This window comes from Tsukamurella pulmonis (assembly GCF_900103175.1).
Lineage (GTDB): Bacteria > Actinomycetota > Actinomycetes > Mycobacteriales > Mycobacteriaceae > Tsukamurella > Tsukamurella pulmonis.
The window spans coordinates 923,229-948,638 of sequence record NZ_FNLF01000002.1; the positions used below are offsets into that span (position 1 = coordinate 923,229).

Below are 25,410 nucleotides of genomic sequence, written 5' to 3' on the forward strand. Positions count from 1 at the left end.
TGCTACGCCTCCTTAGGGCCGATGCCGAGCATCGACAGCAGCATCCGGCACTCGTCCGCGTCCTCGGCGTACGCCGCGACGACCCGCTGGACCTGGCGCGCGGTCTCGTCCGCTACGGGCTCGAGATCGTCTTCGCTGATCTCCGGCGTGGTCTTCGGGGGCATGGACGCACCTTCGTTTCGGGAATGTCGAGCAAGGACAGTTTACCTGCGAAACGTTTCACTCGCGGACCCGGCGGAGGGTGATGCCGGTGATATGGGGTTTCAGGTTCGGCGGCAGGTGCGGGCGACGGATGGTGCGGGCCACCCATTCGCCCAGGGTGACGCCCGCGGCGAGTGCACAGCCGACGGTGAGCGCCGTCGCCAGGTTGGTCAGTGCGGAGGTGGTCTGCCCCTCCATCAGCTCGGACAGGCCGCGGTACACGGCGAGGCCGGGGACCAGCGGGGTGATGCCCGCGACGGCCACGATGAGCGGGGGAACCACGGCCCGTCGGGCGAGGAGGCCACCGGCGAGGCCGACGACGGTCGACGCCACCACCGACGAGACGATGGGGCCCAGGCCCAGGTTCAGCGTCGCCCCGGCGACGAGCGCGCCGAAGCAGCCCGCGAGGAAGGACGCGGTGAGGGCGCGGATCTGCGCGTAGCCGGCCAGTGCGAAGGCCGCAGCGGCCACGCCGCCGGTGACCACGAGGATCGGTAGCGGCGCGTAGTCGAAGGGCTGCTGTTGCAGGGGTGGCAGGGTCGCGCCGAGCTGGCTGGTCACGCGCAGCGCCATGCCGACGCCGGCGACGACGCCACCCGTGAACACCAGGACTTCGAAGAACCGCGCCGCGCCGGTGACGGGGGCGCCCGTGATCGCGTCCTGGACCGAGCCGACGAGCGAGAGCCCGGACATGAGCACGATGATGCCCGCGACGATCACCCGGTAGGGCTGGATGTCCCAGCCGAACTCGATGGAGAGCCGGTAGATCAGCGCGGCCGGCAGGGTCGCGAGGAAACCGCCCACCACCTGCTGGAAGAAGTACGGCAGGCCCCATTGGCTCAGCCGCACATTGACCGCGTAGATCATCGCGGTGCTGACGAAGGCGACCCCCGCCAGGATGAACTTGCCGCCGAGCAGCAGGGTCAGGGCGCCGGCCATCAGCGCCCAGCCGAACGTCGCGACGGCGCGCGGGTACGGGTGGCCCGCGGTGACGAGCGATTCGAGGGCGGTCAGCGCCTGGTCGGGCCGGATCCGGCCGCGGCCGATGCGCCGCACCAGGGTGTCGACCTGGGAGAGCCGGGTGTAGTCGAGCGAGCGGTGGTTCACCGTGCGGATGTACGTCGACGGTGGCAGGCCGCGCCCGCGCTGCACGCTCACGGTGATGGCGTTGTAGGTCACGGTCACGGTGACGTCGTCGATGCCGTACGTCGCGGCGACGTAGCGCACCTGCGCCTCGGTGTCGACGGCGCCGGTGCCCGAGTCCAGCAGTACCTCGCCGACCTTCATCGCGACTTCGAGGACCTCGCCGACGGTTTCGTTGTCACGCAGGTCGACGGGCTGCAGCGGCGTCAGGACCGGCATCCCGGCGGTGTCGACGGTGGCGGCGTTCCGGCCGGTCACGGCTTGGACTGCTTGCGCGAGGCGATCGCGGAACGCGGGCTTCATCGGGGGGACGCCTCCTTCTCGGTTCACCTCGGGTCGTCGTGACACGGACGTGCTTTCGTTACTGTGCCAGACCGCCCTGACGCGCGGCCCGTGAGCCGCGCGGTGATCCGCCCCCTGCCGCCCGCGTCGGCCCGGCGCGGCGCCGGCCACCACGACGGCGCCTTCCGTGGCGACGCCTTCCGTGGCGGCGTCTTCGGGGCGCGGATCGCGGGGGATCGGGTGCGCGGACTACGCGTCGCCGAACAGCCGGTCCGCGAGCACGGCGCTGTAGAGCTCCGCCACCGCCCGCGGGTCCGAGCGGTCGCGACCGGTGAGCCGCTCGACGCGGCGCAACCGGTGATTGATCGTGTTGCGGTGGTAGTGCAGGCGCTCCGCGGTGGCCGCCAGCGATCCGCCGCAGTCGAACCAGGCGCGGACCGTCGTGATGAGTGCGTCGCGGTCCGTCGCGGGCAGCGCGAGGACCGGGCCGAGCACCGTGGCGCGCAGCTCGCGGGCCGCGTCGGGGGAGTGGGCCAGCATCAGCGGTAGCGCGGACTGGCCGTAGGTCCCGGCGGTCGCCTCGTCCGGGGCGAGGCTGCGCAGTGCGAGCTCGGCCTGCCGCAGCGCGGCGCGCGCGCCGAGCGGAGCGTCGAAGGCCGCGCTGACGCCCACGCGCCCGCGGGCCTCCCGGCGCAGCAGCTCGATCACCAGGGGGAGCGAGCGCCCGCTGCTCAGGCTCAGCAGGCCCACCCGGGAGTGCACGTCGGCGATCCAGTGCGAGGTCACGTCCTTCTCCCGCAACCGTGCCTCGATCCCCGCGAGCGGCTCGCTCGCGCCGGTCTCGGCGCACACCACGAGGAACAGGCCCGTCGCCGGAAGCTGCAGGGTCTGCGCCGCGGTGTGCAGGCGGCCGGGCTCGAGCACGCCGTCGAGGAGGGCGCGCAGCTCCACGCGGAGCAGCTCGCTGTGCCGGCCGGTGCGCTCGGCGACCGCGCGCCCGTACTCCTCGGCGGCGGCGGTCGAGTAATCGTCGATGATGCGCCAGATGTCGGCCCCGATGTCCGGCAGCAGTTCGGGGTTCGCAGCGCAGGCGGCGCGCATCCGGTCCCACACGAGCCGCCCGGCGAGGCGGTAGGCGTGCAGCAGTGCGGCGAGGGGGAAGCCGTACTCGGCCTTGAGCCGGCCCGTGGCGCGGGCGGCGTGCAGCCCGTCCTCCGGTTCGCCGCCGAGCTGCCGCAGCACCGAGTCGAGGTTGGCGCGCACAGCCTCGCGGAGCTCCGCGCCCGAGAGCAGCGTGGTCTCGGCGTAGGCGTGCTCGCCGGTGAGAATCAGGCCCACCAGCTCCTCGGTGAGCCCGTCCACGTCGTTCACCAGCAGTCGGGCGAATTCCGCGGGGGTGGCTCCGGCGGGCGCTGTGATCGTCGACACGCCTCGATGGTAGTCCGCGCGCACCGCGGCGTCGTTGTGCTCGGGCACAACCGTGCCGCGTGCGATGCGGAACTCACGCACGATGCTCGCGCAGGCGGGAGGCGAGCAGAATCGACGGTAGTCAGTGATCCGGATCACCCGGGTCGGCCGGAGATGGAGAGCGCATGACCACCACCGAATCAGTCCTCGACACCGCCGTCGCCGAGCTCCAGCAGGGCGAGCGCACCTGGGCGGCCACCCCACTCGCCGAGCGGCGCGCCCTGCTCGAGGCGGTCGGCGAGGCCACCGCCGCGATCGCGCGGGAGTGGGTCGACGTCGCCGCCGGCGTCAAGGGCCTGCCCGCCGACTCGCCGCTGGTCGGCGAGGAGTGGCTCAGCGGGCCGTACTCGGTGATCACCGCGTGCGAGGCGCTCGCCGCCTCGCTGCAGGCGCTCGAGGAGGGCCGCAGCCCGGTCGACGGGTTCGCCGTCACCGCGGCGCCGGGCGGGCGCTCGGCCGTGGAGGTGCTGCCGCACACCGCCTTCGACCGGCTCCTGCTCAGTGGTTTCAGCGCGCAGGTGTGGACGGTGCCGGGCGTGGACGTCGAGGCGGTCCGCGAGCGCGCGGGCCTCGGCGAGCTCGACCCGACCGTCACGCACGGCATCGCCGGCGTCCTCGGCGCGGGCAACATCTTCTCCATCCCGCCACTGGACACCCTCTACCAGCTCTACGCCGACAACCGCGTCGTGCTGCTCAAGCTCAACCCGGTGACCGACCCACTGCTGGGCGTCTACCGCGCCGCGTTCGCGCCACTCATCGAGCGCGGGGTCGTCCGCATCGTGACCGGCGGCGCCGACGTCGGCGGCGCGCTGGTGGGCCACCCCGGCGTCACCACCGTGCACATGACCGGTAGTGCCCGCACCCACGACGCCATCGTCTTCGGCACGGGAGCCGAAGGGGCGCAGCGCAAGGCGGAGAACCGCCCGCTGCTGGACAAGGCGATCACCAGCGAACTGGGCGGCGTCTCGCCGACGATCGTGGTGCCGGGCGAGTGGTCGGCCGCCGACCTGCGGTTCCAGGCCGAGCACCTCGCCACGCAGCGCCTGCACAACAACGGCTACAACTGCGTCGCCTCGCAGGTGGCCGTCGTCAGCGCGGACTGGCCGCAGAAGGACGAGTTCCTGCGCGAGCTGCGCGCCGCGTTCGACCGCGCACCGTCGCGCCGCGACTACTACCCGGGCTCGGCCGATCGCGTCGCCGCCGCCCGGGCCGGGTACGGCGAGCGGGCGCAGGCGGTGGGGCCCGACGGTGCCCGTACCCTCCTGTTCGGCCTGCAGGCGGATGCGACCGAGGAGGCGCTGCACACCGAGTACTTCGCGCCGGTCTACGGCGTGCTCGAGCTGCCCGGCGACGCCACGAGCTTCCTCGCCGCGGCCGTCCGCGCCGCCAACGAGGACTTCGAGGGCACGCTCGGCGTGAACATCGTCGCCGACCCCGCGACCATCAAGGCGCTCGGCCCGGCGTTCGAGCAGGCGATCGCCGACCTGCGCTACGGCACCATCGCCGTGAACGCCTGGACCGGCGTGGGTTACCTGACCGCCCGCGCGTCGTGGGGCGCGTTCCCGGGCCACACCATCGACGACGTGCAGAGCGGCATCGGCGTGGTGCACAACGCGCTGCTCCTCGACGACGTCGAGCGGACCGTCGTGCGCGGGCCGTTCCGCCCGACCCCGCGGTCGGTGCTGGGCGGCGAGCTGTCGATGTCGCCGAAGCCGCCGTGGTTCGTCACCAACCGCACCGGCGCGACGACCGCCGAGCGCCTGACCGCCTTCGCCGCGAAGCCCTCGTGGCGCAAGCTGCCCGGCATCTTCGCCTCCGCCCTGCGCGGCTGAGGCGGATCGTGGAGCCCCCCGTCGGGATTGAACCGACGACCTTCGCTTTACAAGAGCGGTGCTCTACCACTGAGCTAGGGAGGCGTGCGGCCCTGCGGCCGGCGCAGCACAGCATATCGTGACCGGCATGACTGATTCCTTCGAGACCATCCGCTGGAGCGTCGACGACGACGGCATCGCGACCCTCGTCCTGGACCGGCCCGACCAGCTCAACGCCTTCAGCGTCACGATGGCGCGCGAGCTGACCGAGTTCTTCCAGGTGCACGCCCACAGCGACGACATCCGCGCGGTCGTCGTCACGGGCGCCGGCCGCGCGTTCTGCGCCGGCATGGACCTCACGGGCGAGGGCAACGTCTTCGGCCTCGACGAGTCGCTGCGCCCGACCCCGGAGGAGTTCGCCGCCGCCTATGATCAGGAGCCCTACGAGACCGGCGTGCGCGACACCGGCGGCAAGCTCACCCTGGCGATCCACGCGCTCCCCAAGCCGGTGATCGCCGCGATCAACGGCCCCGCCGTCGGCATCGGCGCGACGATGACCCTCGCGATGGACACCCGCCTCGCGTCGACGAAGGCCCGGATCGGCTTCGTCTTCGGCCGCCTCGGCATCGTGATGGAGGCGTGCTCGAGCTGGTTCCTGCCCCGCATCGTCGGCCCCGCGCAGGCGCTGGAGTGGGTCTACTCCGCCGACATCCTCACCGCCGAGCAGGCGCGTGAGGGCCGCCTCGTGCGCAGCCTGCACGAGCCCGACGAGCTGGTGCCCGCCGCGCAGGAGCTCGCGCGCTCGTGGGTCAAGGGCCGCTCCGCCGCCGGTATCGCGATCAACAAGCAGCTGATCTACCGCGGTCTCGGCGCCGCGAAGCCGCTGGATCAGCATCTGATGGACTCGCTCGGCATGTACTACACCTCGATCGGCGACGGGAAGGAGGGCGTGGCCGCGTTCCTGGAGAAGCGGGCGCCCGAGTTCACCTCGAAGGCGTCCGAGGTGCCGCGCATCGTCGCCGACTGACCGGTGCTCGCGCCCGCGGGCACCGCGGGTCAGAGCAGGGCGATGGGGATCAGGCTCAGCAGCCCGGGTGCGGTGGCGGCGAGCGCGCCCGCGAGCGTGAGCAGCCGCCGGAACAGCCGGTCCTGCTCGTCGGGCGCCGTGTTGCCGATGATGAGCGTCCCGGCCACGTGGATCGGGTTCATCACCATGAGGGCGGACGGCACGCAGATCGCCGCCGTCACCCAGAACACGACGCCGGTGTGCCCGAAGGCGGCGAAGGCGATCGGCGTCATCAGCCCGAGCACGCCGAGCGTCGAGCTCTCGATGTTGCACAGCAGCGCGGTCAAGTACGCGATGACGAGGATGAGCAGCGCCCCGGTTCCCAGGTGCCGCAGGATCTCGGCGATCGAGTCCATCGTCCCGATCTTCTGCATCAGCCCGAGGTAGGTCAACAGCCCGCACAGCAGCAGGATCGAGTTCCACGGGATGCGCGCGAGCAGCGCCCGCTCGTCGGCGGCCGTGGGGAACGCGATCTGCAGCAGCGCCGCGAGGCAGATCGCGGTGACGCCCACGTCCGTCCCCGCCAGCACCACCAGCGCGACGAACGCGATCAGGGCCGCGCCCGACGCCGCCATGTACCACCGGTTCGACGGTCCGCCCTGCTCGTCCGCCGCCGCCGGCGCGGGGGTGGCCTCGACGGGGTGCCCCCGCCGCCGGGCGAGGGCGGTCAGGGCCTGCAGGATCACCACCACCGTCACGGCCACCGCCATCGAGACGGCCCACAGGCCCCAGCCCGAGTAGTGCACGCCGGCCTTGTCCGCGGCGGTGCGGACCACCGCGCCCGTCGGGTTCAGCGGCGAGAGCCCCGCCGAGTTCGCCCCGATGACCACCGCCAGTTCGCTGAGCAGGAACATCCGCGGCGCGCGGACCCCGACGTGCGCGATCATCGGCACGAGGAAGGCGATCGGCGCCGTCGAGAACGCGCCCGCCGTCGACAGCGCCGCGCCGATCGCGAAGCCGGCCCAGGGGAGCAGTCCGTGGCGGTCGCCGATGGCGGCGTAGACCCGGTCGACGACGAGCGCGAGGGCACCGCTGCGTTCGAGGTGCGCGAAGAGCAGGGAGACGCCCGCGATGAGCACGAAGATGTCGCCGGGGAAGGCGGTGTACATCGCCTTGGCGTCGAATCCGGAGACGGCGAGCACGGGCAGTGCGGCCGCCAGCGCCAGGACGCCGATGTTCATCCGCCGCCCGATGGCGACGACCAGGACGGCGAGGAGGAGGACGACCGAGAGGATCTGCGGCGCGGTCACGGGACTCCTTCCGCCGGCCGACGGGCCCGGCGCAGGGCGCCGAACTGAAGTTTTCAATCCGAAACTACAGTTCTCGGCCCACATGTCCTCCACCCGCTCGGCGGGCGGGTCCGGTTCGCACCCGGATCAGGTGAAATGTCCGGCGCGGCCCACCTGTTCTGCAACTTCGCGGCCGAGCAATAAGCTGGTCCCATGGAGATCCGCGACGCCCGACCGGCCGACCTTCCGGCGATCCTCGTCATCCACAACGATGCCGTGGAGAACTCGACCGCCATCTGGTCCGAGGAGAAGGCCGACCTCGCCGAGCGCGAGGCGTGGCTGGCCGAGCGCCGCGCCGGTGGGTTCCCTGTCCTCGTCGCCATCGTCGACGGTGAGCTCGGCGGGTACGCCACGTACGGCCCGTTCCGGGCCAAGTCGGGGTACCGGCACACCGTCGAGAACTCGGTGTACGTCGCGGACGGCTTCTACCGCCGCGGGATCGCCGAGGCCCTGATGAAGGCGCTGATCGAGCGCGCCGAGCAGTCCGACGTGCACGTCGTCGTCGCCGCGATCGAGGAGTCGAACCACGCCTCGGTCGCGCTGCACCGCAAGCTCGGCTTCCGGGTCACCGGTCAGATGCCGCAGGTGGGGATCAAGTTCGGCCGCTGGCTGGACCTGGTCCTCATGCAGAAGATCCTGTGATCGTCCGCGCCACGCCGGAGACCACGCACGCCGCCGCGATCGCGGCGAGCAGAGCGACGATCGCGACCCCGTAGGGCTGGTCCAGGATCGTCGGGTTGAGCGCGCCCTTCCCCGGCGGGCGGGGCAGCGCCACCGCCGCGCCCAGGGCCAGCACCGTCACGCCCGCGGCCGCGCCGCACAGGGCGCCCGGCCACCATGTGGGTGGCAGCACCCGCAGAGCCCCGTGCCCGAGGAGCAGCAGCAGCGGCTGGATCACGCCGTCGTGCACGATGACGATGGCGAGCGCCCACACCGCCGCCGAGATCAGGTCCGGCGTGGGGAGGTCCTCGATCGCCAGGGACAGCCCGTAGACGATCAGTGCCAGCCCCACGACGACCAGCACGACCTGCAGGCCCTTGAGGCCCGGGCTCAGTGGTTGCGTTTGTTCGTCGGTCATGCCGCCTCGATCCTCGTCACCCATTTGGTCTGATGCACGCCGGGCCGTGCGGCTGCGATCACGCGGCACGGGTAGCCGTGGTCGATGTCGAGCTCCTCGTCGCTCAATCGCAGTGCGATCAGCGAGGTCTCGTCGCGCACCTTCGCGGCCTCCATCGTCGACTGCGCGTAGAGGCCGCGCTCGAGCGAGGCGAACCGCAGGTCGGTGTCGTCGAGGCCGGCCAGCGCGGCGAGGTCGGCGATCCGCACGCCCGTCCACCACCCGTACTGGGTCCAGCCCTCGACGCAGGCGATCGGCAGGTGCACGGTGTGCTGGGGCATCGCCTGCAGCTGCGCGAGCGTGAGCTCCACCGTGCGGGGGCCCTGGATCACCAGCCGGAACTCCTCCGCGCGCGCCGATTCCGTCACCCCGGCCGCGGCCGCGGTGCGGTTGACGGGCATGCCCTGGGGGCCGCGGCCCGACCGCGGCGCGAGCACGGCGAGGCGGTGCAGGCCGGGGATCGACTGCGTGCCGATGGTGACCACCGCGAGCCCGGCGGCGGCGACGCCGGCGGTGAGGACGGTCCGCCGCGAAACCCCGGGCGTGTACGCCTTCTCGGTGCCGCGGCGGAAGGCCTCGCGCACGATCGGCATCTTGATGGCCAGGTGCACGCCCACCGCGCCGAGGACCACGAAGGCGGTCGCGTAGTGCGCGGCCGGGAAGAAGAACTTCCACGGGTACCACTGCGCGATGTTGAGCAGGCCGGTGAAGAGCTGGAACGACATCGAGAGCACGATGGCACCCGTCGAGAGTCGCTCCGCGATCCGCTTGGGCCCGCCGAAGACCGGTCGCTCGAACAGCTTCGGGTACACCACCGCGATCTTGAGGATGAGCAGCGGGATCGCGGCGACGCCGGTCGCGACGTGCAGCCCCTGCGTCGCCTGGAAGAGCCAGTACGGCGAGCGCGGCGCGTCGAACCAGGCGGGCGGATGCTGCAGGAAGTGGCTGAAAAGTCCGGTGGCGAAGCAGATCACGATGCAGACGCCCAGCAGCATGCCGATCCGCGCGGCCACCACCGGCTGGCGGAACGCGGGCGGCCCCGTGGGCGACGGGCTGGTCATCGGACCAGCTCCACGCACCGGCGGCCGGACGGATGGTCCAGCCGGCGCACCGGCCGTAGCCCGGCGGCCTCCGCCAGGCCGTCCAGTGCATCGAATCCGACGCGCGCCCAGGGGAACCAGAGGGAGTGCCCTCCGGCCGCCCGGACCCGCACCGCTTCCTGCACGACGCCGACCTCCGTCGGCTCCACTTCGACGACCACGCTTCCTCCGACCTCCACGAGGGCGGCCGCCCGGCGCAACAGGCGCACCGGATCCCCGCCGATTCCGATGTTCCCGTCGAGCAGGATCGCGTGCGACCACCTGCCCTCGCCCGGTAGTGGCGCGAACACGTCGCGGCGCAGCGCCGCCGCGCCCCGCTCCCGGGTCAGGCGCACGGCCTGCGGCGAATCATCCACGCCGAGTGCGGGAATGCCGCGTCGCAGCAGCAGGTCGACGATCCGTCCCGGGCCGCACCCGAGGTCCACCGTCGGGCCGTGGCACCACGCGATGACGGTGGCGATCACCGAGGCGTCGGCACGGTCGTGGCCGAGCCAGCGCCCCACCGGCAGGCGGTGCACGTCGCCGCGGGCGGTCTGCAGCTCACCGCTGCGGCCCGCCATGACCGAATCCCAGTGCGCGGCACTCATGCGCACCGCCCGGCGCCCGGGTGCAGCGTGTGCGCGGCCCGCCGGAACCATGAGCCGGCGCCGCAGGTCGCAGCGACGGCGACCACGTCGTCGGGCCGGTCCACGTCCCGCAGCGGCGGGAGCGCCCGCGGGGCCAGACCGGCGGCGATGAGCGCCTCGCGAGTGCGCTCGCCCGTGTGCGCGGTCGACATGGGCACGTCCAACAGGCAGGTGAGGCGGGAGGCCGCGCCCTCGGGCACGCCGAGCGCCCACCAGCCCCCGTCCACGGCGGGGCCGAGCGTCGCGCACCGTCGGGATGCCTCGAGGCTGAGCGCCAGCAGCTCCGGCCGCACCTGCGGGGTGTCCATGCCGATCTGCAGGACCGGCCCACCGCCGAGTTCGGCGGCGCGCTCGTGGGCGGCGACGAGCCGCTGCGCCAGGCCGCCCTCGGCCTGGGGGAAGACCGTGCAGCGAGCGAGCAGGATCCGCAGCTCGTCGCGGTCCAGGGCGTCGTCGAGAAGGCCGCCGAGCGCCACCGCGCACCGCGCGCCGGGAACGGCGAGCGCGGCGCAGAGCGTGTCGCGGAGCGCGGCCGCGGCGAGCCGGGCTGCGTCCCGCGGGGTGTAGGCACTGGTCAGACGGGTCTTCACCAGCCCCGGGACGGGCGCCTTCGCGACGACCAGCACCGTGTTCATCGCGCCGCCCGCAGGAAGTCGGCGGTGGCCCGCATCGAGCCGGTGATCGACCCGGAGACCTTCGATCGACCGCCCGTGCGCGGGCCGTACCGCACCGGGTGCTCGACGACGCGCCAGCCCGCCGCGCCGGCGCGGGCCAGCAACTCGACGGGGTACCCGGAGCGCCGGTCGACGACGCCGAGGCCCAGTACCGCCTCACGGCGGACCGCGCGCATCGGGCCGATGTCGTGCAGGGGCAGTCCGTACCGGCCGCGAAGCCGCGCCGCGACGAGCGCGGAGCCCAGGCGGGCGTGCCAGGGCCACACCTCGGCCGGGTCGGGGCGGCGGCGCCCCACGGCCAGGTCCGCACCGTCGCGGACGGCCGCGACCAGCGGGACGAGCTCACCGGGGTCCATCGATCCGTCACCGTCGACGGTGCACACGACCTCCGTCCGGGCGGCGGCGATCCCGGCGTGCACGGCGCTCCCGTACCCGGGCCGCGGCTCGGTGACCACCCGCGCGCCCGCCCGGCGCGCGATCTCCGCGGTGCCGTCGGTGGAGCCGTTGTCGACCACGAGGGCGGTGTACCCCGCCGGCAGCGCGTCGATCACCGGACCGATCGACTCCGCCTCGTTCCGGCAGGGGATCACCACGGTGACCGCCTCCGGCTCGATCTCAGTCATGGCTCTCACGCTAGGAAGGCCGCGCGGTCCGGGACAGGTGTTCGCGGTGACGAAAGTATGACGGTGCGCCGTCCCGGCCCTCGTGGGCCCGTCGGGCGGCGGCGCGGCCGATACGGTCGAGGGCATGCCGATCGAAACTGTCGCGACCGGCCGTTCCGTGCGCCGTGCGCTCGGATGGGCGGGGGGTGCACTGCTCCTCGTCGCGGCCGCGGTGATCGTGCCGTTCCTGCTCGGCGACGAGTTCCGCAAGACGCTGGTCGCCGAATCCGCGCCCCTGTTCGGTGTTTTCGAGGCGCACGCCGGCCCGGGCACCGTGCCGGCGGTGGTGATCGCGATCGCGGTGCTGCTCTGGGGCCCGGCCCTGGCCCGCAGCCTGCCCTTCGGGCGGCTCGCGGCGCTGTCGTCGCTCGTCCTGTTCGGCTGGGCGCTGAGCCTGGGCACCGTCGCCGGGTGGGAGCGGTTCCGGACCAAGCTCACCGGGTACGACCAGTACCTGCACGAGGTGCCGGGTGCCGAGGCGGATGTCGGTGCCGCCGTGCGCGAGTTCGCCCGCCGCATCCCCGACTACCAGCCCGATTCCTGGACCGTGCACGTCTCCGGACATCCGCCGGGTGCGCTGCTGACCTTCGTCGGACTCGACCGGATCGGGTTGGGCGGCGGCACCTGGGCGGCGCTGTTCTGCACGGCCGCGGGAGCCTCCGCCGCCGCCGCGATCCTGCTCGCCGTGCGCACCCTGGGCACCGAGGAGATCGCCCGCTGCTGCGCCCCCTTCCTCGCCGTCTTCCCCGGGGCGCTGTGGATGGCACCGTCGGGCGACGCCTACTTCGCCGGCGTCGCAGCCTGGGGGATCGCGGCGCTGGCGGTGGCCGCCGTCGCCCGAGGGCGCCGCGCGACGGCGTTCGGCGTGCTGGCCGGCCTGCTCCTCGGCTGGGGGATCTTCCTCAACTACGGCCTGATCCTGATGGGCTTCCTGGCCGTGACGGTGCTGATCATCGCCCGGAACGCGCGCCCGCTGCTCACCGCGGTCCCCGCGGCGCTGGTCGTGGTCGCGGCGTTCGCCCTGGCGGGGTTCTGGTGGCTCGACGGCTACCACGGGGTGGTGCTGCGCTACTACCAGGGCATCGCCTCCTTCCGGCCGTTCGCCTACTGGGGCTGGGGGAACCTGGCGGCCGCGGCCTGCGCCGTCGGGGTGGCCGCGGTGGCGGCGATCGGCCTGGTCCCGGGGGTGCTGCGGCCCTTCCGCCGATCGCTGCTCGGCACCCCCGAGGCGCTGGCCGCGCTCGTCGCCGGGGCGGTGGTGATGGTGCTCGGCGCGGACCTGTCGGCCCTGAGCAAGGCGGAGGTGGAGAGGATCTGGTTGCCGTTCACCGTGTGGATCGCCGCCGGAGCGGGGATGCTCTGGTACAGACGCAGTGTTGCGATCGCGAGAGGATGGCTCGCCGCCCAGGTGGCGGGCGCGCTCCTCGTCACGCACGCGGTGCTGATCTACCAGTGACCGAGGAACGAAAGGCGCGGATGGCCGACGATCGATATGTCCTGATCGCTGACGACGATCCGCTGGTCAGCGACGTGGTCCGGCGCTACCTCGAGCGCGACGGCCTGCCCACGTCCATCGTCGCCGACGGTGCGGCGGCCGCCGAGCACCTCGCCGCCGGCCGGGTGCGGCTCGCCGTCCTCGACGTGATGATGCCGGGTCTCGACGGGATCGAGCTGTGCCGTCGGGTCCGCGGTGGCGCGGTGGGTGCCCGCCGCGACCTGCCGCTGATCCTGCTGACGGCCCTCGGCGAGGAGGATCACCGGGTCACGGGGCTCGCCGCGGGCGCCGACGACTACGTCACCAAGCCGTTCAGCCCCCGCGAGCTGGCGCTGCGCGTGGCGTCGGTCCTGCGCCGCGCGCCCCACGAGCACGCGGCCGCGCTCGGCGACGGCGCCGTCGTCCTGGACGCCGCGGCCCGGACGGTGACGGCGAGCGGCCGGGCTGTGGGGACCACCCGCCGCGAGTTCGATCTGTTGGCCCACTTCCTGGCCCACCCGGGGGAGGCCTTCACCCGCGAGGACCTGCTCGAGCAGGTGTGGGGCTGGCAGTTCGGCGATCTGTCGACGGTGACCGTCCACGTCAAGCGGCTGCGCGCCAAGCTCGGCGACGACCACCGGATCGAGACGGTCTGGGGCCGTGGCTACCGATGGGGATCGGGCGAGGAGGGCACCGATGACTGAGATCCTGTCCATCGCGGCGCTGGCGCTGCTGTGGTCGGCGCCCGTGGTGCTCGCGGGTGCGCTGGTGCTGTGGCGCTCGCGGGGCATGTCGCTGCAGTTGTCGATGGTGATCCTGGTGCTGATCCCGGTGCTCGCGGTGCTCTCCGGGGTGATCGGCGTCAGCGGGTTCATGTTCACCTCCGACTTCACCCGGACGGTGGCCGTGCTCGGCGCCGTCCTCGTGGTCGCCGTGCCCGCGGCCGTCGCGCTCGGTCGGTTCCAGGCGCGGCGCACGGTGTGGGAGCGGCAGATCCGCGAGCAGGAGCGGGCGTCCGAGGCGGCGCGGCGGGACCTCGTCGCGTGGGTGAGCCACGACCTGCGCACGCCGCTGGCGGGGATCCGCGCGATGTCCGAGGCGCTGCGCGACGCCGTGGTCACCGATCCGGAGGACGTGACCGACTTCGCGGAGCGGATCGACCGCGAGACGGTGCGCCTGTCGTCGATGGTGGACGACCTGTTCGAGATGTCCCGTATCCACTCGGGTTCGCTCACCCTCGATCTCGAGACGATCGACGTGCGGGAGGTCGCCGATGAGGTGCGGGCTGGCCTGGGGCAGATGGCGAGCCGGGCCCGGGTGCGGCTGGAACTCGATGCGCCCGAGCCGGTCCCGGCGCCGGTGGGCGTGTCCGCGCTGGCGCGGATCCTGCGGAACCTGGTGCTCAACGCGCTCGCGCACACCCCCGCGGGCGGGCGCGTGACGATCGCGGTCCGCGCGAACGAGAGTGAGGTGGTGCTCCGCGTGGACGACACCGGCACCGGCATCGACGACGCCGATCTCGAGCGCATCTTCGACCTCGCCTACCGCGGTACGGCGCACCGCTCGCCGGTCAACACCGCAGGACTGCCCGCGGGTACCGGCATGGGACTGGCGATCGCCCGCGGTCTCGTGGACGTGCACGGCGGCACCGTCGTGGCCGAGAACCTGCGGCAGGGGGCGCGATTCGAGGTGCGCCTGCCCGCGGACGGCGGGCGCGGGATCAGCGCAGGGGCGCGGTAGCGAACTCCGCCAGGCCGCGCTCCGGACCGATGGCCGCGGTGAACCCGAGTTCGGCGGCGGCGCGGCGCGGATCGGCGACGATGTGCCGCACGTCGGACGCGCGCGACTGTCCGGTGACCATCGGCGCGGGCCCGCCGCTCTCCCGCGCGAGCACCTCGGCGACCTCGCCGATCGTCACCGGCACACCCGAGCAGACGTTGTACGCACGCGACCCGGGCGCCGGATCCGACTCCAGCGCCAGGACGTTCGCGCGGGCGATGTCGCGCACGTGCACGAAGTCACGGGTCTGGCGGCCGTCCTCGAAGACCTGTGGCGCCCGCCCCGCCGCCAGCGCGGAACGGAAGATCGAGGCGACCCCCGCGTAGGGCGTATCGCGCGGCATCCGTGGCCCGTACACGTTGTGATAGCGCAGCGCGGTCACGGTGCCGCCCGTCGCCCGCGCCCACGCCGCGGCGTAGAACTCCTGCGCGGCCTTCGACGCCGCGTACAGGCCGTGCGGGGCGATCGGCGCGTCCTCGCCGGTCAGGGCCCACCGTGCGACGGTGCCGTCGGGCAGCATCCGCTCGAACCGGCCCGCCCGCACGTCCTCGACGGTGCGCGGCAGTGGCGTCACGGGCAGCCCCGCGGCGTCGACGAAGGCCCCGTCGCCGTAGACCACCATCGACGAGGCCAGCACCAGCCGGCGGCAGCCCGCTCGCGCCATCGCGGCGAGCAGCTCCGCGGTGCCGAGATCGTTGTTGGCGGCGAACATCGGCGCGTCCGCGGCGTCCACACCCGCGCCGACCGCGGCCGCCTGGTGGCAGACGGCGTCCACGCCGCGCAGCGCGTCGTCGAGCCCCGCGCCGTCGAGCAGGTCGAGGTGGCGTACGCCGTCCGGTACGTCGCCGCTCGCGTGCGCCTGCGGGAGCATCGCGTCGATCCCGACGATCTCGTGCCGCTCGTCCTCGGCGATCAGCTCCGCGATGTGCGAGCCGATGAACCCGGCGGCGCCGGTGAGCAGTACGCGCATGGGGCCATGCTCGCCGGTGGGATGGGCGCCGTCGAGCGCGGCGCGCCGTCCGTCACCGACTCGTCACACCTGCGCAGCGGTCTCGGCGATGAGCTGCGCGAGTTCCGCGGGCCGTTCGTCGGGGATCCAGTGGCTCACGCCCTCGAGCACGACGAACCGGTACGGCCCGTCGACGTACTCCCCGGCCAGTTCCGCACCGGCCCGGGTCAGCGCGACGTCCTCGGTGCTCCAGACGTACGTCACGGGGCGGCTGACGCGGGCGCCCTCGCCCGGCTTCACGGCGGTGAACGGCATGCCCCGGTAGTAGTTCAGGCCGCCGCCGAGCAGCCCGGGTTCGAGCACCTCGTCGACGACGGTGCGGATCGCCTCGTCGGGCATGCCACTGGCGCGCAGGAAGGCCTCGAACCGACCCGGGAAGCGCCGCGCGAGGAACTCCGGGACGGCGGGGACCTGGAACAGATACATGTAGTACGACTTCAGCGCCTGGTCCGATCGCAGGAACGCGCGCAGGAACGCCAGCGGGTGCGGTACCGACACGGCCGTCAGGGTGCGCACGAGGTGCGGGTACGTCGCCGCGGTCAGCCACGCCGTCGACGATCCCCAGTCGTGCCCCACCAGGTGCGCCGGGCCGGTGCGCTCCAGCAGTGCGGCGATGTCCGCGGCCAGCTCGGAGCTGCGGTACTGCCAGCGCCGGGCGGGGCTCGCGGTGCGCGCGTACCCGCGCTGCCACGGCACGACGGTGCGGTACCCCTGCGCGTGCAGGTGCTCGGCCGTCGCCGCCCAGGACGTGGGTGTCTGCGGGAAGCCGTGCAGCAGCACGACGATCTCGCCGTCGATCGGCCCGCTGTCGACCACGGGGAAGGTCAGGCCCGACCGGGCGAACTCGGTGATCCGTTCCGTCATGCCCTCAGCCAATCACGATGGCGGGCTCGGGGCGTCCTCCTCAGGTCGGAGATCAGCGTTGCGGGGGAACCGCTCGCTCGTCCGGTGCGTCCAATGGAGAAGGGGGAGAAATCATGCTCAGTGCACCGGTGGCCACGTTGGTGGTGGGGCTGGTCGGCATCGCCGGCGTGCTCGCGACGCTCGGCCAGCGCAGTTGGTCGGAGGCGAAGGATCGGGCCCACCGGACCAGGCACGATGAACGCACGGAGTGGTGGCGTCGGTACCAGTGGCCGCCGAGCAGGTGAATCAGCGGGACAGTATCGCCGCACAGGAGTTCGGTCGCGCGGTCATGTACGCACTCGCGGCCGAGCCCGACCTTACCGCCAGTGAATTGGCCATTCTGCAGGCCGTGGCGGAACGGGCTCCAGTGGACGACAATGGAGTGCAGCCGGCGACATCAGGAGGTATCGATGGGTGAGTACAACAGCGCCGAAGCGCGGGCGAACGCCGAGTTCGCATTGGCCGGGGATTCGCCTCGCTCCCGTCGCTTGAGCGCTCAGCTTCTCGTGAGGCTGGCGCACCGTCGTGGTGAGGATCCCGAGCAGTGGGTCCTCGACGTCGCCGAAGGGCGCCTGCCCGCCTGACGAGCCGGCAGATCACGCCGCGTAGGTGTCCCGGACCCAGGAGGTCTGGCACAGCCGTTGAATCAGTCCGCGGTCCACGTCGGTCCTCGACTGCCACCCGGCGTCCGCCAGGGCGCGGAGCTCCTCCTCGGTCGGAGTCTTCAACAGGCACAGTGTGTTCCCGACCGTGAGCCAGGGCCGAGTCCATCCCCTGTCGACTACCGGCGTGGCAGGAGCCACGGGCAGGCGGACGAGATCCACCACGCGGTCGTCCACCAGCCGGAACACCGTGTAGACACCGCTGGCGAGCGGAGCCGACGCGTAGATCACGTTGTAGGAGTCATCGACCGCCGTGATTCGGTCGACGTATCCGGTCAGTTCGCCGGCGCGTACGAAGGGCCCGCGGAGACCGTGGGCGCGCCACACAGTGGTTCTCTGCCCGACCCCCTCCGACGAGTCGACCGTGGTGAAGAGCTGCCCGTGCGTGTCGTTGGCGAGGTCACGGACTCGCGGCACCGAGGTGTGGGGTGCCCTGGTGGTCTCCTCGATCGTCTGTGCCGGGTTCTGACCGTCGTACACGACGACGCGCTGAGTGCGGTCCGGAGCCGCGGGTGCTGCGGGCACGCCGGGGTCCGAGAACTCGAACGTCAGCTGCGGGAACCGCGGCGATGTGAACGTGCAGTGGATGGCTGCGGTCGCCGACGGACGAGAGCGGATCTCTTCCGACGCGCACCCCGCCACCGTGGCGACGGCTGTGGGCGGAACGGCGGTCGACACGGACGGCGCGCTCGGCTCGGGCGAGCTCACGGCGCACCCCGACAGCAGGAGTGCGACGAGACCGGCTCGCGCGACCTTTCTCATGACGATCACTGTATTCGACAACTGCAAGCTGTCGTAGCCGGTGTCACGGCGAGCGCGCTGTCAGCCCTCCGCGCACCGGCGAACCCTCGAGGTGCGTCACGCCCGGTGGCGCACCTCGTACCCGCTCACCACGGAGACGCGGTTGAAGGCGTTGATGGTCACGGCGGCCCAGATCAGGACGGAGGTCTGCGCCTCGTCGAGCACGTCGGTCGCGCGGTCGTAGGCGATGTCCGCGGCGTGGCGCGGCGGCATCCCGGTCACCAGCTCCGCGATCTCCAGCGCTGCGCGCTGCACGTCGTCGAACAGGCCCGGCGCCTCGCGCCAGGCGGCGATGACGTCGAGCTGCTGGTCGGTGAGGCCCGCCGCCCGACCGGCGCGGGCGTGCAGATCCAGGCAGTAGGCGCAGCCGTTGAGCTGCGAGCACCGCAGGTTCACCAGTTCGACCACGTCCCGGCCGATTCCGGCGTCGGCCGCCGCGGCGGCGACCTCGGTCGAGACCGCGACCATCTGCTTGTAGACACGGGGGGAGGCCTTGTCGATCCGCACGCGCTGGGCTGGCATGCCACTAGGCTAGCGGTCATGAGCAACGTCGACCGACAGCCCGAAGAGGTCGAGTGCGGAGCCTCCGCGAACGGCCCGGCCCCCGCCGCCGGGGTGGAGGTGATCCAGGCGCGGGAGGTGCCGCTCGGCGGCCCCCGCGCGATGACGGTGCGCCGCACCCTGCCCACGCACGAGCGCTCCATGATCGGGGCGTGGTGCTTCGCCGACCACTACGGCCCCGACGAGGTGGATCGCTCGGGAGGCATGAACGTGCCGCCGCACCCGCACACCGGCCTGCAGACGGTGAGCTGGCTGTTCGAGGGCGAGATCGAGCACCGCGACAGCGCCGGCGTCGAGGCGCCGGTGCTCCCCGGCGAGATCAACCTCATGTCCGCGGGCTACGGGATCAGCCACTCCGAGGTCTCCACGTCGCAGACCGTGCGCCTGCACGGGGTGCAGCTGTGGCTCGCCCTGCCGGATCGGGTGCGCAATGCGCACAACGGCTTCCAGCACTACGCGCCGCCCGTCGTCGACCTGCCCGACGTGCACGCCGACGGTCCCGGCGGCACCGCCCGGGTGTTCATCGGCGAGCTGGCGGGCAGTACGTCGCCGATCGTCACAGCCACCCCGCTGCTGGGCGCCGAGGTGATCCTGCGCCCCGGCGCGCGGGTCGCGCTCGCGGTCGACCCGGCCTTCGAGCACGGCGTGCTGCTCGATACCGAGCGCCTCCTCGTCGACGGCGTCCCGCTCGCCTGGGGCGACCTGGGCTACACCGCCCCGGGGCTCGGCGGCCTCCGCCTGCACAACCCCACCGAGCAGGACGCGCGCGTGATCCTGCTCGGCGGCGTCCCGTTCGACGAGGACATCGTCATGTGGTGGAACTTCGTCGGCCGCACCCACGACGAGATCGTCGAGTACCGCGAGGAATGGCAGGCGCGCGCCGCGCGTTTCGGCAGTGTGAGTGGCTGGCGCGACGATCAGTACCTGCCCGCACCACCGCTCCCCACCACCCGGCTCAAGCCCCGCAGGAGGAACCCGCAATGACCGAGACCACCGAGAACGTCGTCGTCGCCCGCAACGACGCCGAGGGCCGCTACGACATCACCGTCGACGGCGAGCTCGCCGGCTTCACCCTCTTCATCGACCGCGGTGAGCAGCGGATCTTCCCGCACACCCAGCTCGACGAGAAGTTCTCCGGCCGCGGCCTGAGCGGTATCCTCGTGCACGACGCGCTGGAGGACACTCGCGCCGCCGGCAAGCGCGTGGTCCCGGTCTGCCCGCTGGTGAAGAAGTACGTCACCAAGCACCCCGAGGTGCAGGACATCGTCGATCCCGTCACCCCGGACATCCTCGACGCGCTGCGCTGATCGCAAACGTTCACAGCGAACTGCCAGCGAGTCGTCAGAATCCCGGCCGCCTCGGCGTGCACTATGGCGGGGTGTCCAGCGTGAAAGACGAAACCCAGCCCCGCGTCCTCGTCGTCGACGACGAGCAGAGCATCCGGGAACTGCTGCAGGTCAGCCTCAAGTTCCAGGGCTTCGACGTGGCCGTCGCCCCCGACGGCCCGGCCGCGCTCGATCGTGCGCGCACCTTCCGGCCCGACGTCATGGTGCTCGACATCATGATGCCGGGCATGGACGGGCTCGGACTGCTCAAGCGGCTGCGCCAGGACGGCGTGGAGGCGCCCGCCCTCTTCCTCACCGCCCGCGACTCGGTGGAGGACAAGGTGGCGGGCCTGACCCTGGGCGGCGACGACTACGTCACCAAGCCGTTCAGCCTCGAGGAGGTCGTGGCGCGGATCAACGTACTGCTGCGTCGCAGCGGCTTCGGCGAGGACGAGGCCACGACCCGCCTGAGCTTCGCCGACCTCGAACTCGACGACGAGACGCACGAGGTGTGGAAGGCGGGCGAGCTGGTCTCGCTCTCGCCCACGGAGTTCACCCTGCTGCGCTACTTCATGGTCAACGCCGGCGTGGTGCTCTCCAAGCCGCGGATCCTCGATCACGTGTGGCACTACGACTTCGGCGGCGACGTCAACGTGGTGGAGTCGTACGTCTCGTACCTCCGGCGCAAGGTCGACACCGGCGAGAAGCGGCTGATCCACACTCTCCGCGGCGTGGGGTACGTGCTCCGCGAACCGCGGTAGGCCGTCGATGGGCTCGACGTCCTTCGCCTCCCGCGTGCCGCTGCGGGTCTCGCTCGTCGCGCTGGTGGTCGGCCTGGTCCTCCTCGGCCTGCTGGCCTCGGGGGCCGCGCTGACCGCGGCGATGAAGGACCAGCTGATCTCGCGCGAGGATCAGGCGCTGCGCCAGGCGGCGGAGACGTGGGCGCGGCCCAAGCCGGTGATCCTGTCGCAGGCGCCCCGCGGCGGCCCGCCGACCCGCTTCTACCAGGCGGTGTTCCTCCCCGACGGCCGGCAGCTGCAGATCAGCAACCCTGACTTCACCGAGCGCCCCGATCTCTCGGGCCTGGGCGATCTGCGCGGCGACGCCGTGACCGTGCAGTCGGTCGGCGGGCACGGGCCGCAGTGGCGGGTGGTGCAGTCCTCGTCCGACTACGGCGTGGCCTTCGTCGCCGTGACGCTCACCGACGTCGACGACACCCTGCAGGCGATGATCGTCCTCGAGCTGCTCATCGGTGCGGGCGTGCTGATCGTCGCGGGCGGGCTCGGCTACCTCGTGGTGCGCCGTTCGCTGCGTCCGCTGGAACAGGTGGAGGCCACGGCGGAGGCGATCGCGGCGGGCGACCTGACGCGCCGCGTCCCGCAGGCGCCCGCGTACACGGAGGTCGGCCGGCTCTCGACGTCGCTCAACACGATGCTGCACCAGGTGCAGGACTCCTTCCACCGGGTGGCCGCCTCGGAGGAGCAGGCGCGCGCCGACGAGCAGCGGATGCGCCGCTTCGTCGGCGACGCCTCGCACGAGCTGCGCACCCCGCTGACGTCGATCCGCGGCTTCGCCGAGCTGTACCGGCAGGGCGCCACCGACGACACCGGATTCGTCATGTCCCGCATCGAATCCGAGGCACAGCGCATGGGGCTTCTCGTGGAGGACCTGCTGCTGCTCGCCCGGCTCGACGCGCGCCGGCCGCTGGCGGAGGACCCCGTCGACCTGGTGGCGGTGGCCGACGATGCGGTGCACGCGGCGCAGGCGCGCGAGCCGGGCCGCGACATCGCGCTCGAGGCGGGCGCGGAGACCGTCGGGCTGATGGGGGACCGGGACCGGCTGCACCAGGTGGTGACCAACCTGGTCTCGAACGCGTTGCGGCACACGCCCGACGACGCCTCGGTGCGGGTGCGGATCGCCGAGGAGCCGGGCGCGGTGGTGCTGTCCGTCGCGGACACCGGGCCGGGGATGGAGCCCGACGAGGCCGCGCGCGTCTTCGAACGCTTCTACCGCACCGACTCCTCCCGCAGCCGCGGCAGCGGCGGAGCGGGGCTGGGCCTGTCGATCGTGCACGGGATCGTCGAGCGGCACGGCGGCACCGTCACGCTCGAGACGGCGCCGGGAGCGGGCGCGACGTTCACCGTGCGCCTGCCCCGCTGACTCACTCGGCCGCGAGGGCCTCGACGATCTTCGTCTGCGCCTCGTCGAGCGACTCGGCGGAGGGGTTCGGATCGGCCTGGCCGAAGTCGAAGTCGTTGAGCGAGTAGGCCGGGAAGACGTGCACGTGCAGGTGCGGCACCTCCAGGCCGGCGATCACGACGCCGGCGCGCGGCGCGTCGAAGGCGCGCTTGACGGCGCGGCCCAGCTTCCGCGAGACGGTGGTGATGTGGTTCCACAGCTCGTCGTCGATCGACTCCCAATGGTCGATCTCCTCGCGCGGCACCACGAGCACGTGGCCCTGGGTGAGCGGGGCGATGGTCAGGAACGCCACCACCGCATCGTCCTGGTACACGAACCGGCCCGGGAGTTCGCCGGCGATGATCTTCGAGAACACGGATGCCATGGGGCCAGGCTATCGGAGCAGCCCGCCGATGTCCGCCGCGGTGAGCAGTGCGACGAGCGCGGGCACCACTTTCTGCGGCGCGACGGCGTACTGCCCGCGGGCGCCCTTGTCCACGACGCCGGCGGCGGTGAGGGTGCTCAGGTGGTGGTACAGCTGGCCTTTCGAGCCGCCGTCGGCGCGCTCGACCAGCTCGGCCGCCGTGCGCGGCCCCCGCAGCAGCTCCTGCACGATCTCGATCCGCGCGGGGTGCCCGAGCGCGCCGAGCACCGTCGCGAGCCGATCGGCGGGCAGGGCGGTCGCGGCGCCGGCCGAGTAGTCGATGCGCCAGGCGACCTCGCCGTGCAGCGTCACCTCGCCCCCGTACCCGACGGTGCCGGCACCGTCGGGTGCCTGCTCGGCGGGCGCGTCCCCGAGCACGGCCTCGAGGGCCGCCACCCGCGCCTCGAGGGCGGCGAGGCGATCGTCGTCGGTCATGGCGGGAGTTTACGAGCGCAGCGCGCAGGCCACGCGCGTGCGGGTGCCGTCGTCGGTCATCGCCTGCACCAGCAGCTGCTGGTGCGGCATGCCGGCCTCGACGTCCTTGCGCACGTCCTGCGCGGACGCCCGGCGCACCATGAGCACCCCGACGGTGACGGAACCGTCGGCCCGCCGGCCCTCGAAGGCCTCGGTGAGCACGCCGAACAGCGATCCGCCCTTGAAGCCGAGCGCGGCCAGGCCCTCGGGCGCTGCGCCCTGGAACTCCAGGAAGCGGCGCGCCGCCTCGGAGCCCGGGCCGAACCGGCCGGTCCCCAGATCGCCGATCAGTCGGGCGAACGACGCGGCCGGCGCCGCGTACGTGCGGTCGATCGCGGCGTACGCCTGCTGCTCGGTCGCGGCGCCGCTGCCGGTGATCCCCTCGTAGAGCCCCTTGAGTGAGGGCACGGGGCCCGGCATGCCGTAGCGCGTCATGACCTCCTGCAACGCCTCGTCGCCGAGGCGCGCGCGGATCGCGTCGGGGGCGGCGCTGTCGGAGAAGCGGATCATCACGTCGGCGAGCTGGTGCAGCGAGACGCTGCCCGACGGGTCGTTCGGGACACCCTTGGTCGCCGGGATGCCCAGGTACTCCAGGGCTTTGATGTGGGCGCCGCCGTCGACGGGAGTGCCCTCGTGATCGATGTACCACTTCTGCCAGTCGGCGACGCGGATCCGCTCGTTGAGGTCGATCCCACCGGCGCCGGCCCGGCCGGTGAGTGCGGCGAGGTGGATGAGTTTGAGCATCGACGCGGTCGGCATGGCCGCGTCGGCGCGGTGCCGGATCGTGCCGCCCCGCCCGTCGTCGACGACCAGCGCGACGTCGTCGCGGTGCTGCGCGAGGTAGCCGGTCCAGCCGGCGGCGGTGCTCGTGTCCGCCGCGGGCGCGGGGGCGCACGGGGCGGCGCTCACCGCGGGGACGGGGACCGCGGCTACGAGGGCGGCGGCGACGGCGGTGATCAGGGTGCGGCGCATCGGGTCTCCCAGGATCGATGGATCGGAATTCCGGAATTACGATACTGGTGCTGGGGTGCGATGTACAGACCCCGCACCGGTAAGGTCTGCGACGTGCGAGTACTCGTCATCGGCACCGGCGGCCGCGAACACGCCCTCATCGACGCCCTGACCCGTGATCCCCAGGTCACCGAGCTGCACGCCGCCCCGGGTAACCCGGGCACGGCGGCGATCGCGACCAATCACGACGTCGACGCCTCCTCCGGCGAGGAGGTCGCCGCGCTGGCCGAGCGCCTCGGGGCAGACCTCGTGGTGATCGGCCCGGAGGTGCCGTTGGTCCTCGGCGTCGCCGACGCGGTCCGCGCCCGCGGCATCGCCGTCTTCGGGCCCTCCGCCGCTGCCGCGCAGATCGAGGGCTCCAAGGCCTTCGCCAAGGACGTCATGGACGCCGCCGGCGTGCGCACCGCGCGCAGCGAGATCGTCGACAGCCCCGCCGAGATCGACGCCGCGCTCGACCGCTTCGGCCCCACCTGGGTGGTCAAGGACGACGGCCTGGCCGCGGGCAAGGGCGTCGTCGTCACCGCGGACCGCGCGGCCGCCCGCGCGCACGCCGCCGACCTGCTCGAGTCCGGCCGCCCCGCGCTGCTCGAGTCCTTCCTGGACGGTCCCGAGGTCTCGCTCTTCTGCCTCGTCGACGGCGAGGACGTGGTGCCGCTGCTGCCCGCGCAGGACCACAAGCGCGTCGGCGACGGCGACACCGGCCCCAACACCGGCGGCATGGGCGCGTACGCGCCGCTGCCCTGGCTGGCCGCCGGCGCGACCGAGGAGATCGTCGAGACCGTCGTGCGCCCCGTCGCGCGCGAGATGGTGCGCCGCGGCACCCCGTTCTCCGGTCTGCTCTACGCGGGTCTGGCGATGGGGGCCGAGGGCCCGGCCGTCGTCGAGTTCAACTGCCGCTTCGGCGACCCCGAGACCCAGGCCGTGCTGAGCCTGCTGCAGTCGCCGCTCGGCGAGGCGCTGCACGCCACCGCCACGGGCGGCCTCGGCGCGCTGCCGCCGCTGCGGTGGCGCGACGGTGCCGCCATCACGGTCGTCCTCGCCGCCGAGAACTACCCCGCCTCGCCGCGCAAGGGCGACGTCATCACCGGGGCCGACGGCGCGGGGATCTACCACGCCGGAACGGCCGTCGACGAGGACGGACGGCTCGTCTCCAACGGCGGTCGCGTGCTCAACGTGGTCGGCGTCGGCGACGATCTCGCCGCGGCCCGCGCGGACGCCTACGCCAAGCTCGAGCGGATCAAGCTGCCCGGCAGCCATTTCCGGACGGACATCGGCCACCAGGCCTTGCAGTAGCGAGGTTTGTCCACGTCGGGGCCGATGGGTGTCGACGATGTGGTGGAAACCGTCATGCCGGACGGGACGTGCTGGCAG

Annotated in this window: 29 protein-coding genes and 1 tRNA gene; 13 read left to right on the forward strand and 17 right to left on the reverse strand. The window is 72.8% G+C overall.

Going from position 1 to position 25,410, the window contains the following annotated elements:
* Positions 1 to 2 precede the first annotated feature (2 nt).
* The 3 genes from BLQ62_RS23705 to BLQ62_RS04705 form a co-directional block, all read right to left on the reverse strand.
* On the reverse strand, positions 3 to 164 hold the full coding sequence (locus tag BLQ62_RS23705; RefSeq protein WP_170842894.1) for a hypothetical protein: 162 nt from the start codon (positions 162 to 164) through the stop codon (positions 3 to 5).
* 55 nt (positions 165 to 219) lie between these two features.
* Positions 220 to 1,602 (reverse strand): threonine/serine exporter family protein, encoded by a 1,383-nt coding sequence (locus BLQ62_RS04700; RefSeq protein WP_238219366.1) that lies wholly within the window; start codon positions 1,600 to 1,602, stop codon positions 220 to 222.
* Between the two features lie 273 nt (positions 1,603 to 1,875).
* Positions 1,876 to 3,054 (reverse strand): PucR family transcriptional regulator, encoded by a 1,179-nt coding sequence (locus BLQ62_RS04705; protein ID WP_139184159.1) that lies wholly within the window; start codon positions 3,052 to 3,054, stop codon positions 1,876 to 1,878.
* Positions 3,055 to 3,218: 164 nt separating this feature from the next.
* On the opposite strand from BLQ62_RS04705, the gene BLQ62_RS04710 reads away from it, so the two are divergent.
* Positions 3,219 to 4,925 (forward strand): aldehyde dehydrogenase family protein, encoded by a 1,707-nt coding sequence (locus tag BLQ62_RS04710; protein WP_068566996.1) that lies wholly within the window; start codon positions 3,219 to 3,221, stop codon positions 4,923 to 4,925.
* A 9-nt stretch (positions 4,926 to 4,934) separates the two neighbouring features.
* On the opposite strand, the gene BLQ62_RS04715 is transcribed toward BLQ62_RS04710, so the two are convergent.
* Positions 4,935 to 5,009, reverse strand: a tRNA-Thr gene (locus tag BLQ62_RS04715).
* 43 nt (positions 5,010 to 5,052) lie between these two features.
* Between BLQ62_RS04715 and BLQ62_RS04720 the strand changes: the two genes are divergently transcribed.
* Positions 5,053 to 5,931, forward strand: coding sequence for a crotonase/enoyl-CoA hydratase family protein (locus BLQ62_RS04720; protein WP_068567403.1), 879 nt, complete (start codon positions 5,053 to 5,055; stop codon positions 5,929 to 5,931).
* A 29-nt stretch (positions 5,932 to 5,960) separates the two neighbouring features.
* Here BLQ62_RS04720 and BLQ62_RS04725 read toward each other — a convergent pair whose 3' ends face one another.
* Positions 5,961 to 7,220 (reverse strand): SLC13 family permease, encoded by a 1,260-nt coding sequence (locus BLQ62_RS04725; protein ID WP_068533419.1) that lies wholly within the window; start codon positions 7,218 to 7,220, stop codon positions 5,961 to 5,963.
* Positions 7,221 to 7,412: 192 nt separating this feature from the next.
* Between BLQ62_RS04725 and BLQ62_RS04730 the strand changes: the two genes are divergently transcribed.
* Positions 7,413 to 7,901, forward strand: coding sequence for a GNAT family N-acetyltransferase (locus BLQ62_RS04730; protein WP_068533417.1), 489 nt, complete (start codon positions 7,413 to 7,415; stop codon positions 7,899 to 7,901).
* Here BLQ62_RS04730 and BLQ62_RS04735 read toward each other — a convergent pair.
* The 5 genes from BLQ62_RS04735 to BLQ62_RS04755 are packed head-to-tail and all read right to left on the reverse strand — an operon-like array spanning position 7,882 to position 11,399.
* On the reverse strand, positions 7,882 to 8,337 hold the full coding sequence (locus tag BLQ62_RS04735; RefSeq protein ID WP_068566994.1) for a hypothetical protein: 456 nt from the start codon (positions 8,335 to 8,337) through the stop codon (positions 7,882 to 7,884). The two genes, BLQ62_RS04730 and BLQ62_RS04735, sit on opposite strands and share 20 nt — an antisense overlap.
* Positions 8,334 to 9,437 carry a molybdopterin-dependent oxidoreductase gene (locus tag BLQ62_RS04740; RefSeq protein WP_068533413.1) on the reverse strand — a complete coding sequence of 368 codons (1,104 nt, stop codon included), beginning with the start codon at positions 9,435 to 9,437 and terminating at the stop codon, positions 8,334 to 8,336. The genes BLQ62_RS04735 and BLQ62_RS04740 overlap by 4 nt, the downstream gene beginning before the upstream one ends.
* Positions 9,434 to 10,036, reverse strand: a complete 603-nt coding sequence (locus BLQ62_RS04745; RefSeq protein ID WP_231857656.1) for a methyltransferase domain-containing protein — start codon at positions 10,034 to 10,036, stop codon at positions 9,434 to 9,436. Before BLQ62_RS04745 ends, BLQ62_RS04740 begins: the two co-directional genes overlap by 4 nt.
* A 23-nt stretch (positions 10,037 to 10,059) precedes the next feature.
* A complete protein-coding gene (locus BLQ62_RS04750; protein ID WP_068566990.1) occupies positions 10,060 to 10,737 on the reverse strand; it encodes a TIGR04282 family arsenosugar biosynthesis glycosyltransferase in 678 nt (225 codons plus the stop codon).
* Complete coding sequence (locus tag BLQ62_RS04755; RefSeq protein ID WP_068533409.1) at positions 10,734 to 11,399, reverse strand: glycosyltransferase family 2 protein; 666 nt, start codon at positions 11,397 to 11,399, stop codon at positions 10,734 to 10,736. Before BLQ62_RS04755 ends, BLQ62_RS04750 begins: the two co-directional genes overlap by 4 nt.
* Positions 11,400 to 11,523: 124 nt before the next feature.
* On the opposite strand from BLQ62_RS04755, the gene BLQ62_RS04760 reads away from it, so the two are divergent.
* From BLQ62_RS04760 to BLQ62_RS04770, 3 genes are read left to right on the forward strand one after another with little or no spacing between them, the layout of a single operon-like run.
* Positions 11,524 to 12,894 carry a hypothetical protein gene (locus BLQ62_RS04760; RefSeq protein WP_231857655.1) on the forward strand — a complete coding sequence of 457 codons (1,371 nt, stop codon included), beginning with the start codon at positions 11,524 to 11,526 and terminating at the stop codon, positions 12,892 to 12,894.
* Between the two features lie 20 nt (positions 12,895 to 12,914).
* Positions 12,915 to 13,616 (forward strand): response regulator transcription factor, encoded by a 702-nt coding sequence (locus tag BLQ62_RS04765; RefSeq protein ID WP_068533407.1) that lies wholly within the window; start codon positions 12,915 to 12,917, stop codon positions 13,614 to 13,616.
* Positions 13,609 to 14,652 carry a sensor histidine kinase gene (locus BLQ62_RS04770; RefSeq protein ID WP_068533404.1) on the forward strand — a complete coding sequence of 348 codons (1,044 nt, stop codon included), beginning with the start codon at positions 13,609 to 13,611 and terminating at the stop codon, positions 14,650 to 14,652. Before BLQ62_RS04765 ends, BLQ62_RS04770 begins: the two co-directional genes overlap by 8 nt.
* Here BLQ62_RS04770 and BLQ62_RS04775 read toward each other — a convergent pair.
* Positions 14,633 to 15,661 carry an NAD-dependent epimerase/dehydratase family protein gene (locus BLQ62_RS04775; RefSeq protein WP_068566988.1) on the reverse strand — a complete coding sequence of 343 codons (1,029 nt, stop codon included), beginning with the start codon at positions 15,659 to 15,661 and terminating at the stop codon, positions 14,633 to 14,635. The genes BLQ62_RS04770 and BLQ62_RS04775 overlap by 20 nt on opposite strands.
* A gap of 63 nt (positions 15,662 to 15,724) precedes the next feature.
* Positions 15,725 to 16,564 carry an alpha/beta fold hydrolase gene (locus BLQ62_RS04780; RefSeq protein WP_068566986.1) on the reverse strand — a complete coding sequence of 280 codons (840 nt, stop codon included), beginning with the start codon at positions 16,562 to 16,564 and terminating at the stop codon, positions 15,725 to 15,727.
* Positions 16,565 to 16,677: 113 nt separating this feature from the next.
* Between BLQ62_RS04780 and BLQ62_RS23710 the strand changes: the two genes are divergently transcribed.
* Both BLQ62_RS23710 and BLQ62_RS23715 read left to right on the forward strand, forming a co-directional pair.
* Entirely contained in the window at positions 16,678 to 16,848 is a 171-nt protein-coding gene (locus tag BLQ62_RS23710; RefSeq protein ID WP_156483198.1) for a hypothetical protein, read from the forward strand.
* Between the two features lie 165 nt (positions 16,849 to 17,013).
* Positions 17,014 to 17,187, forward strand: coding sequence for a hypothetical protein (locus BLQ62_RS23715; RefSeq protein ID WP_156483197.1), 174 nt, complete (start codon positions 17,014 to 17,016; stop codon positions 17,185 to 17,187).
* A gap of 12 nt (positions 17,188 to 17,199) precedes the next feature.
* Here BLQ62_RS23715 and BLQ62_RS04790 read toward each other — a convergent pair whose 3' ends face one another.
* Complete coding sequence (locus BLQ62_RS04790; RefSeq protein WP_139184160.1) at positions 17,200 to 18,027, reverse strand: hypothetical protein; 828 nt, start codon at positions 18,025 to 18,027, stop codon at positions 17,200 to 17,202.
* Between the two features lie 96 nt (positions 18,028 to 18,123).
* Positions 18,124 to 18,588 (reverse strand): carboxymuconolactone decarboxylase family protein, encoded by a 465-nt coding sequence (locus BLQ62_RS04795; RefSeq protein WP_068566980.1) that lies wholly within the window; start codon positions 18,586 to 18,588, stop codon positions 18,124 to 18,126.
* Positions 18,589 to 18,606: 18 nt separating this feature from the next.
* On the opposite strand from BLQ62_RS04795, the gene BLQ62_RS04800 reads away from it, so the two are divergent.
* The 4 genes from BLQ62_RS04800 to BLQ62_RS04815 all read left to right on the forward strand — a co-directional run bounded on the left by BLQ62_RS04800 (position 18,607) and on the right by BLQ62_RS04815 (position 22,112).
* Positions 18,607 to 19,611, forward strand: coding sequence for a pirin family protein (locus BLQ62_RS04800; RefSeq protein ID WP_068566978.1), 1,005 nt, complete (start codon positions 18,607 to 18,609; stop codon positions 19,609 to 19,611).
* Complete coding sequence (locus BLQ62_RS04805; RefSeq protein ID WP_068533390.1) at positions 19,608 to 19,934, forward strand: GNAT family N-acetyltransferase; 327 nt, start codon at positions 19,608 to 19,610, stop codon at positions 19,932 to 19,934. Before BLQ62_RS04800 ends, BLQ62_RS04805 begins: the two co-directional genes overlap by 4 nt.
* Positions 19,935 to 20,005: 71 nt before the next feature.
* Complete coding sequence (locus BLQ62_RS04810) at positions 20,006 to 20,713, forward strand: response regulator transcription factor (protein WP_170842895.1); 708 nt, start codon at positions 20,006 to 20,008, stop codon at positions 20,711 to 20,713.
* Between the two features lie 7 nt (positions 20,714 to 20,720).
* On the forward strand, positions 20,721 to 22,112 hold the full coding sequence (locus BLQ62_RS04815) for a sensor histidine kinase (protein ID WP_068566976.1): 1,392 nt from the start codon (positions 20,721 to 20,723) through the stop codon (positions 22,110 to 22,112).
* 1 nt (position 22,113) lies between these two features.
* Here the strand turns inward: BLQ62_RS04815 and BLQ62_RS04820 are convergent, their stop codons facing one another.
* The 3 genes from BLQ62_RS04820 to BLQ62_RS04830 are packed head-to-tail and all read right to left on the reverse strand — an operon-like array spanning position 22,114 to position 24,000.
* On the reverse strand, positions 22,114 to 22,515 hold the full coding sequence (locus BLQ62_RS04820) for an HIT family protein (RefSeq protein WP_068566974.1): 402 nt from the start codon (positions 22,513 to 22,515) through the stop codon (positions 22,114 to 22,116).
* Between the two features lie 9 nt (positions 22,516 to 22,524).
* The gene (locus BLQ62_RS04825) at positions 22,525 to 22,989 is read right to left on the reverse strand and encodes an ArsR/SmtB family transcription factor (RefSeq protein ID WP_068566972.1); all 465 of its coding nucleotides are present in this window, start codon (positions 22,987 to 22,989) and stop codon (positions 22,525 to 22,527) included.
* 9 nt (positions 22,990 to 22,998) lie between these two features.
* On the reverse strand, positions 22,999 to 24,000 hold the full coding sequence (locus BLQ62_RS04830; RefSeq protein WP_068566971.1) for a serine hydrolase: 1,002 nt from the start codon (positions 23,998 to 24,000) through the stop codon (positions 22,999 to 23,001).
* A 93-nt stretch (positions 24,001 to 24,093) separates the two neighbouring features.
* On the opposite strand from BLQ62_RS04830, the gene purD reads away from it, so the two are divergent.
* Complete coding sequence (gene purD, locus BLQ62_RS04835) at positions 24,094 to 25,332, forward strand: phosphoribosylamine--glycine ligase (RefSeq protein ID WP_176582432.1); 1,239 nt, start codon at positions 24,094 to 24,096, stop codon at positions 25,330 to 25,332.
* The last annotated feature ends 78 nt before the right edge of the window (positions 25,333 to 25,410 follow it).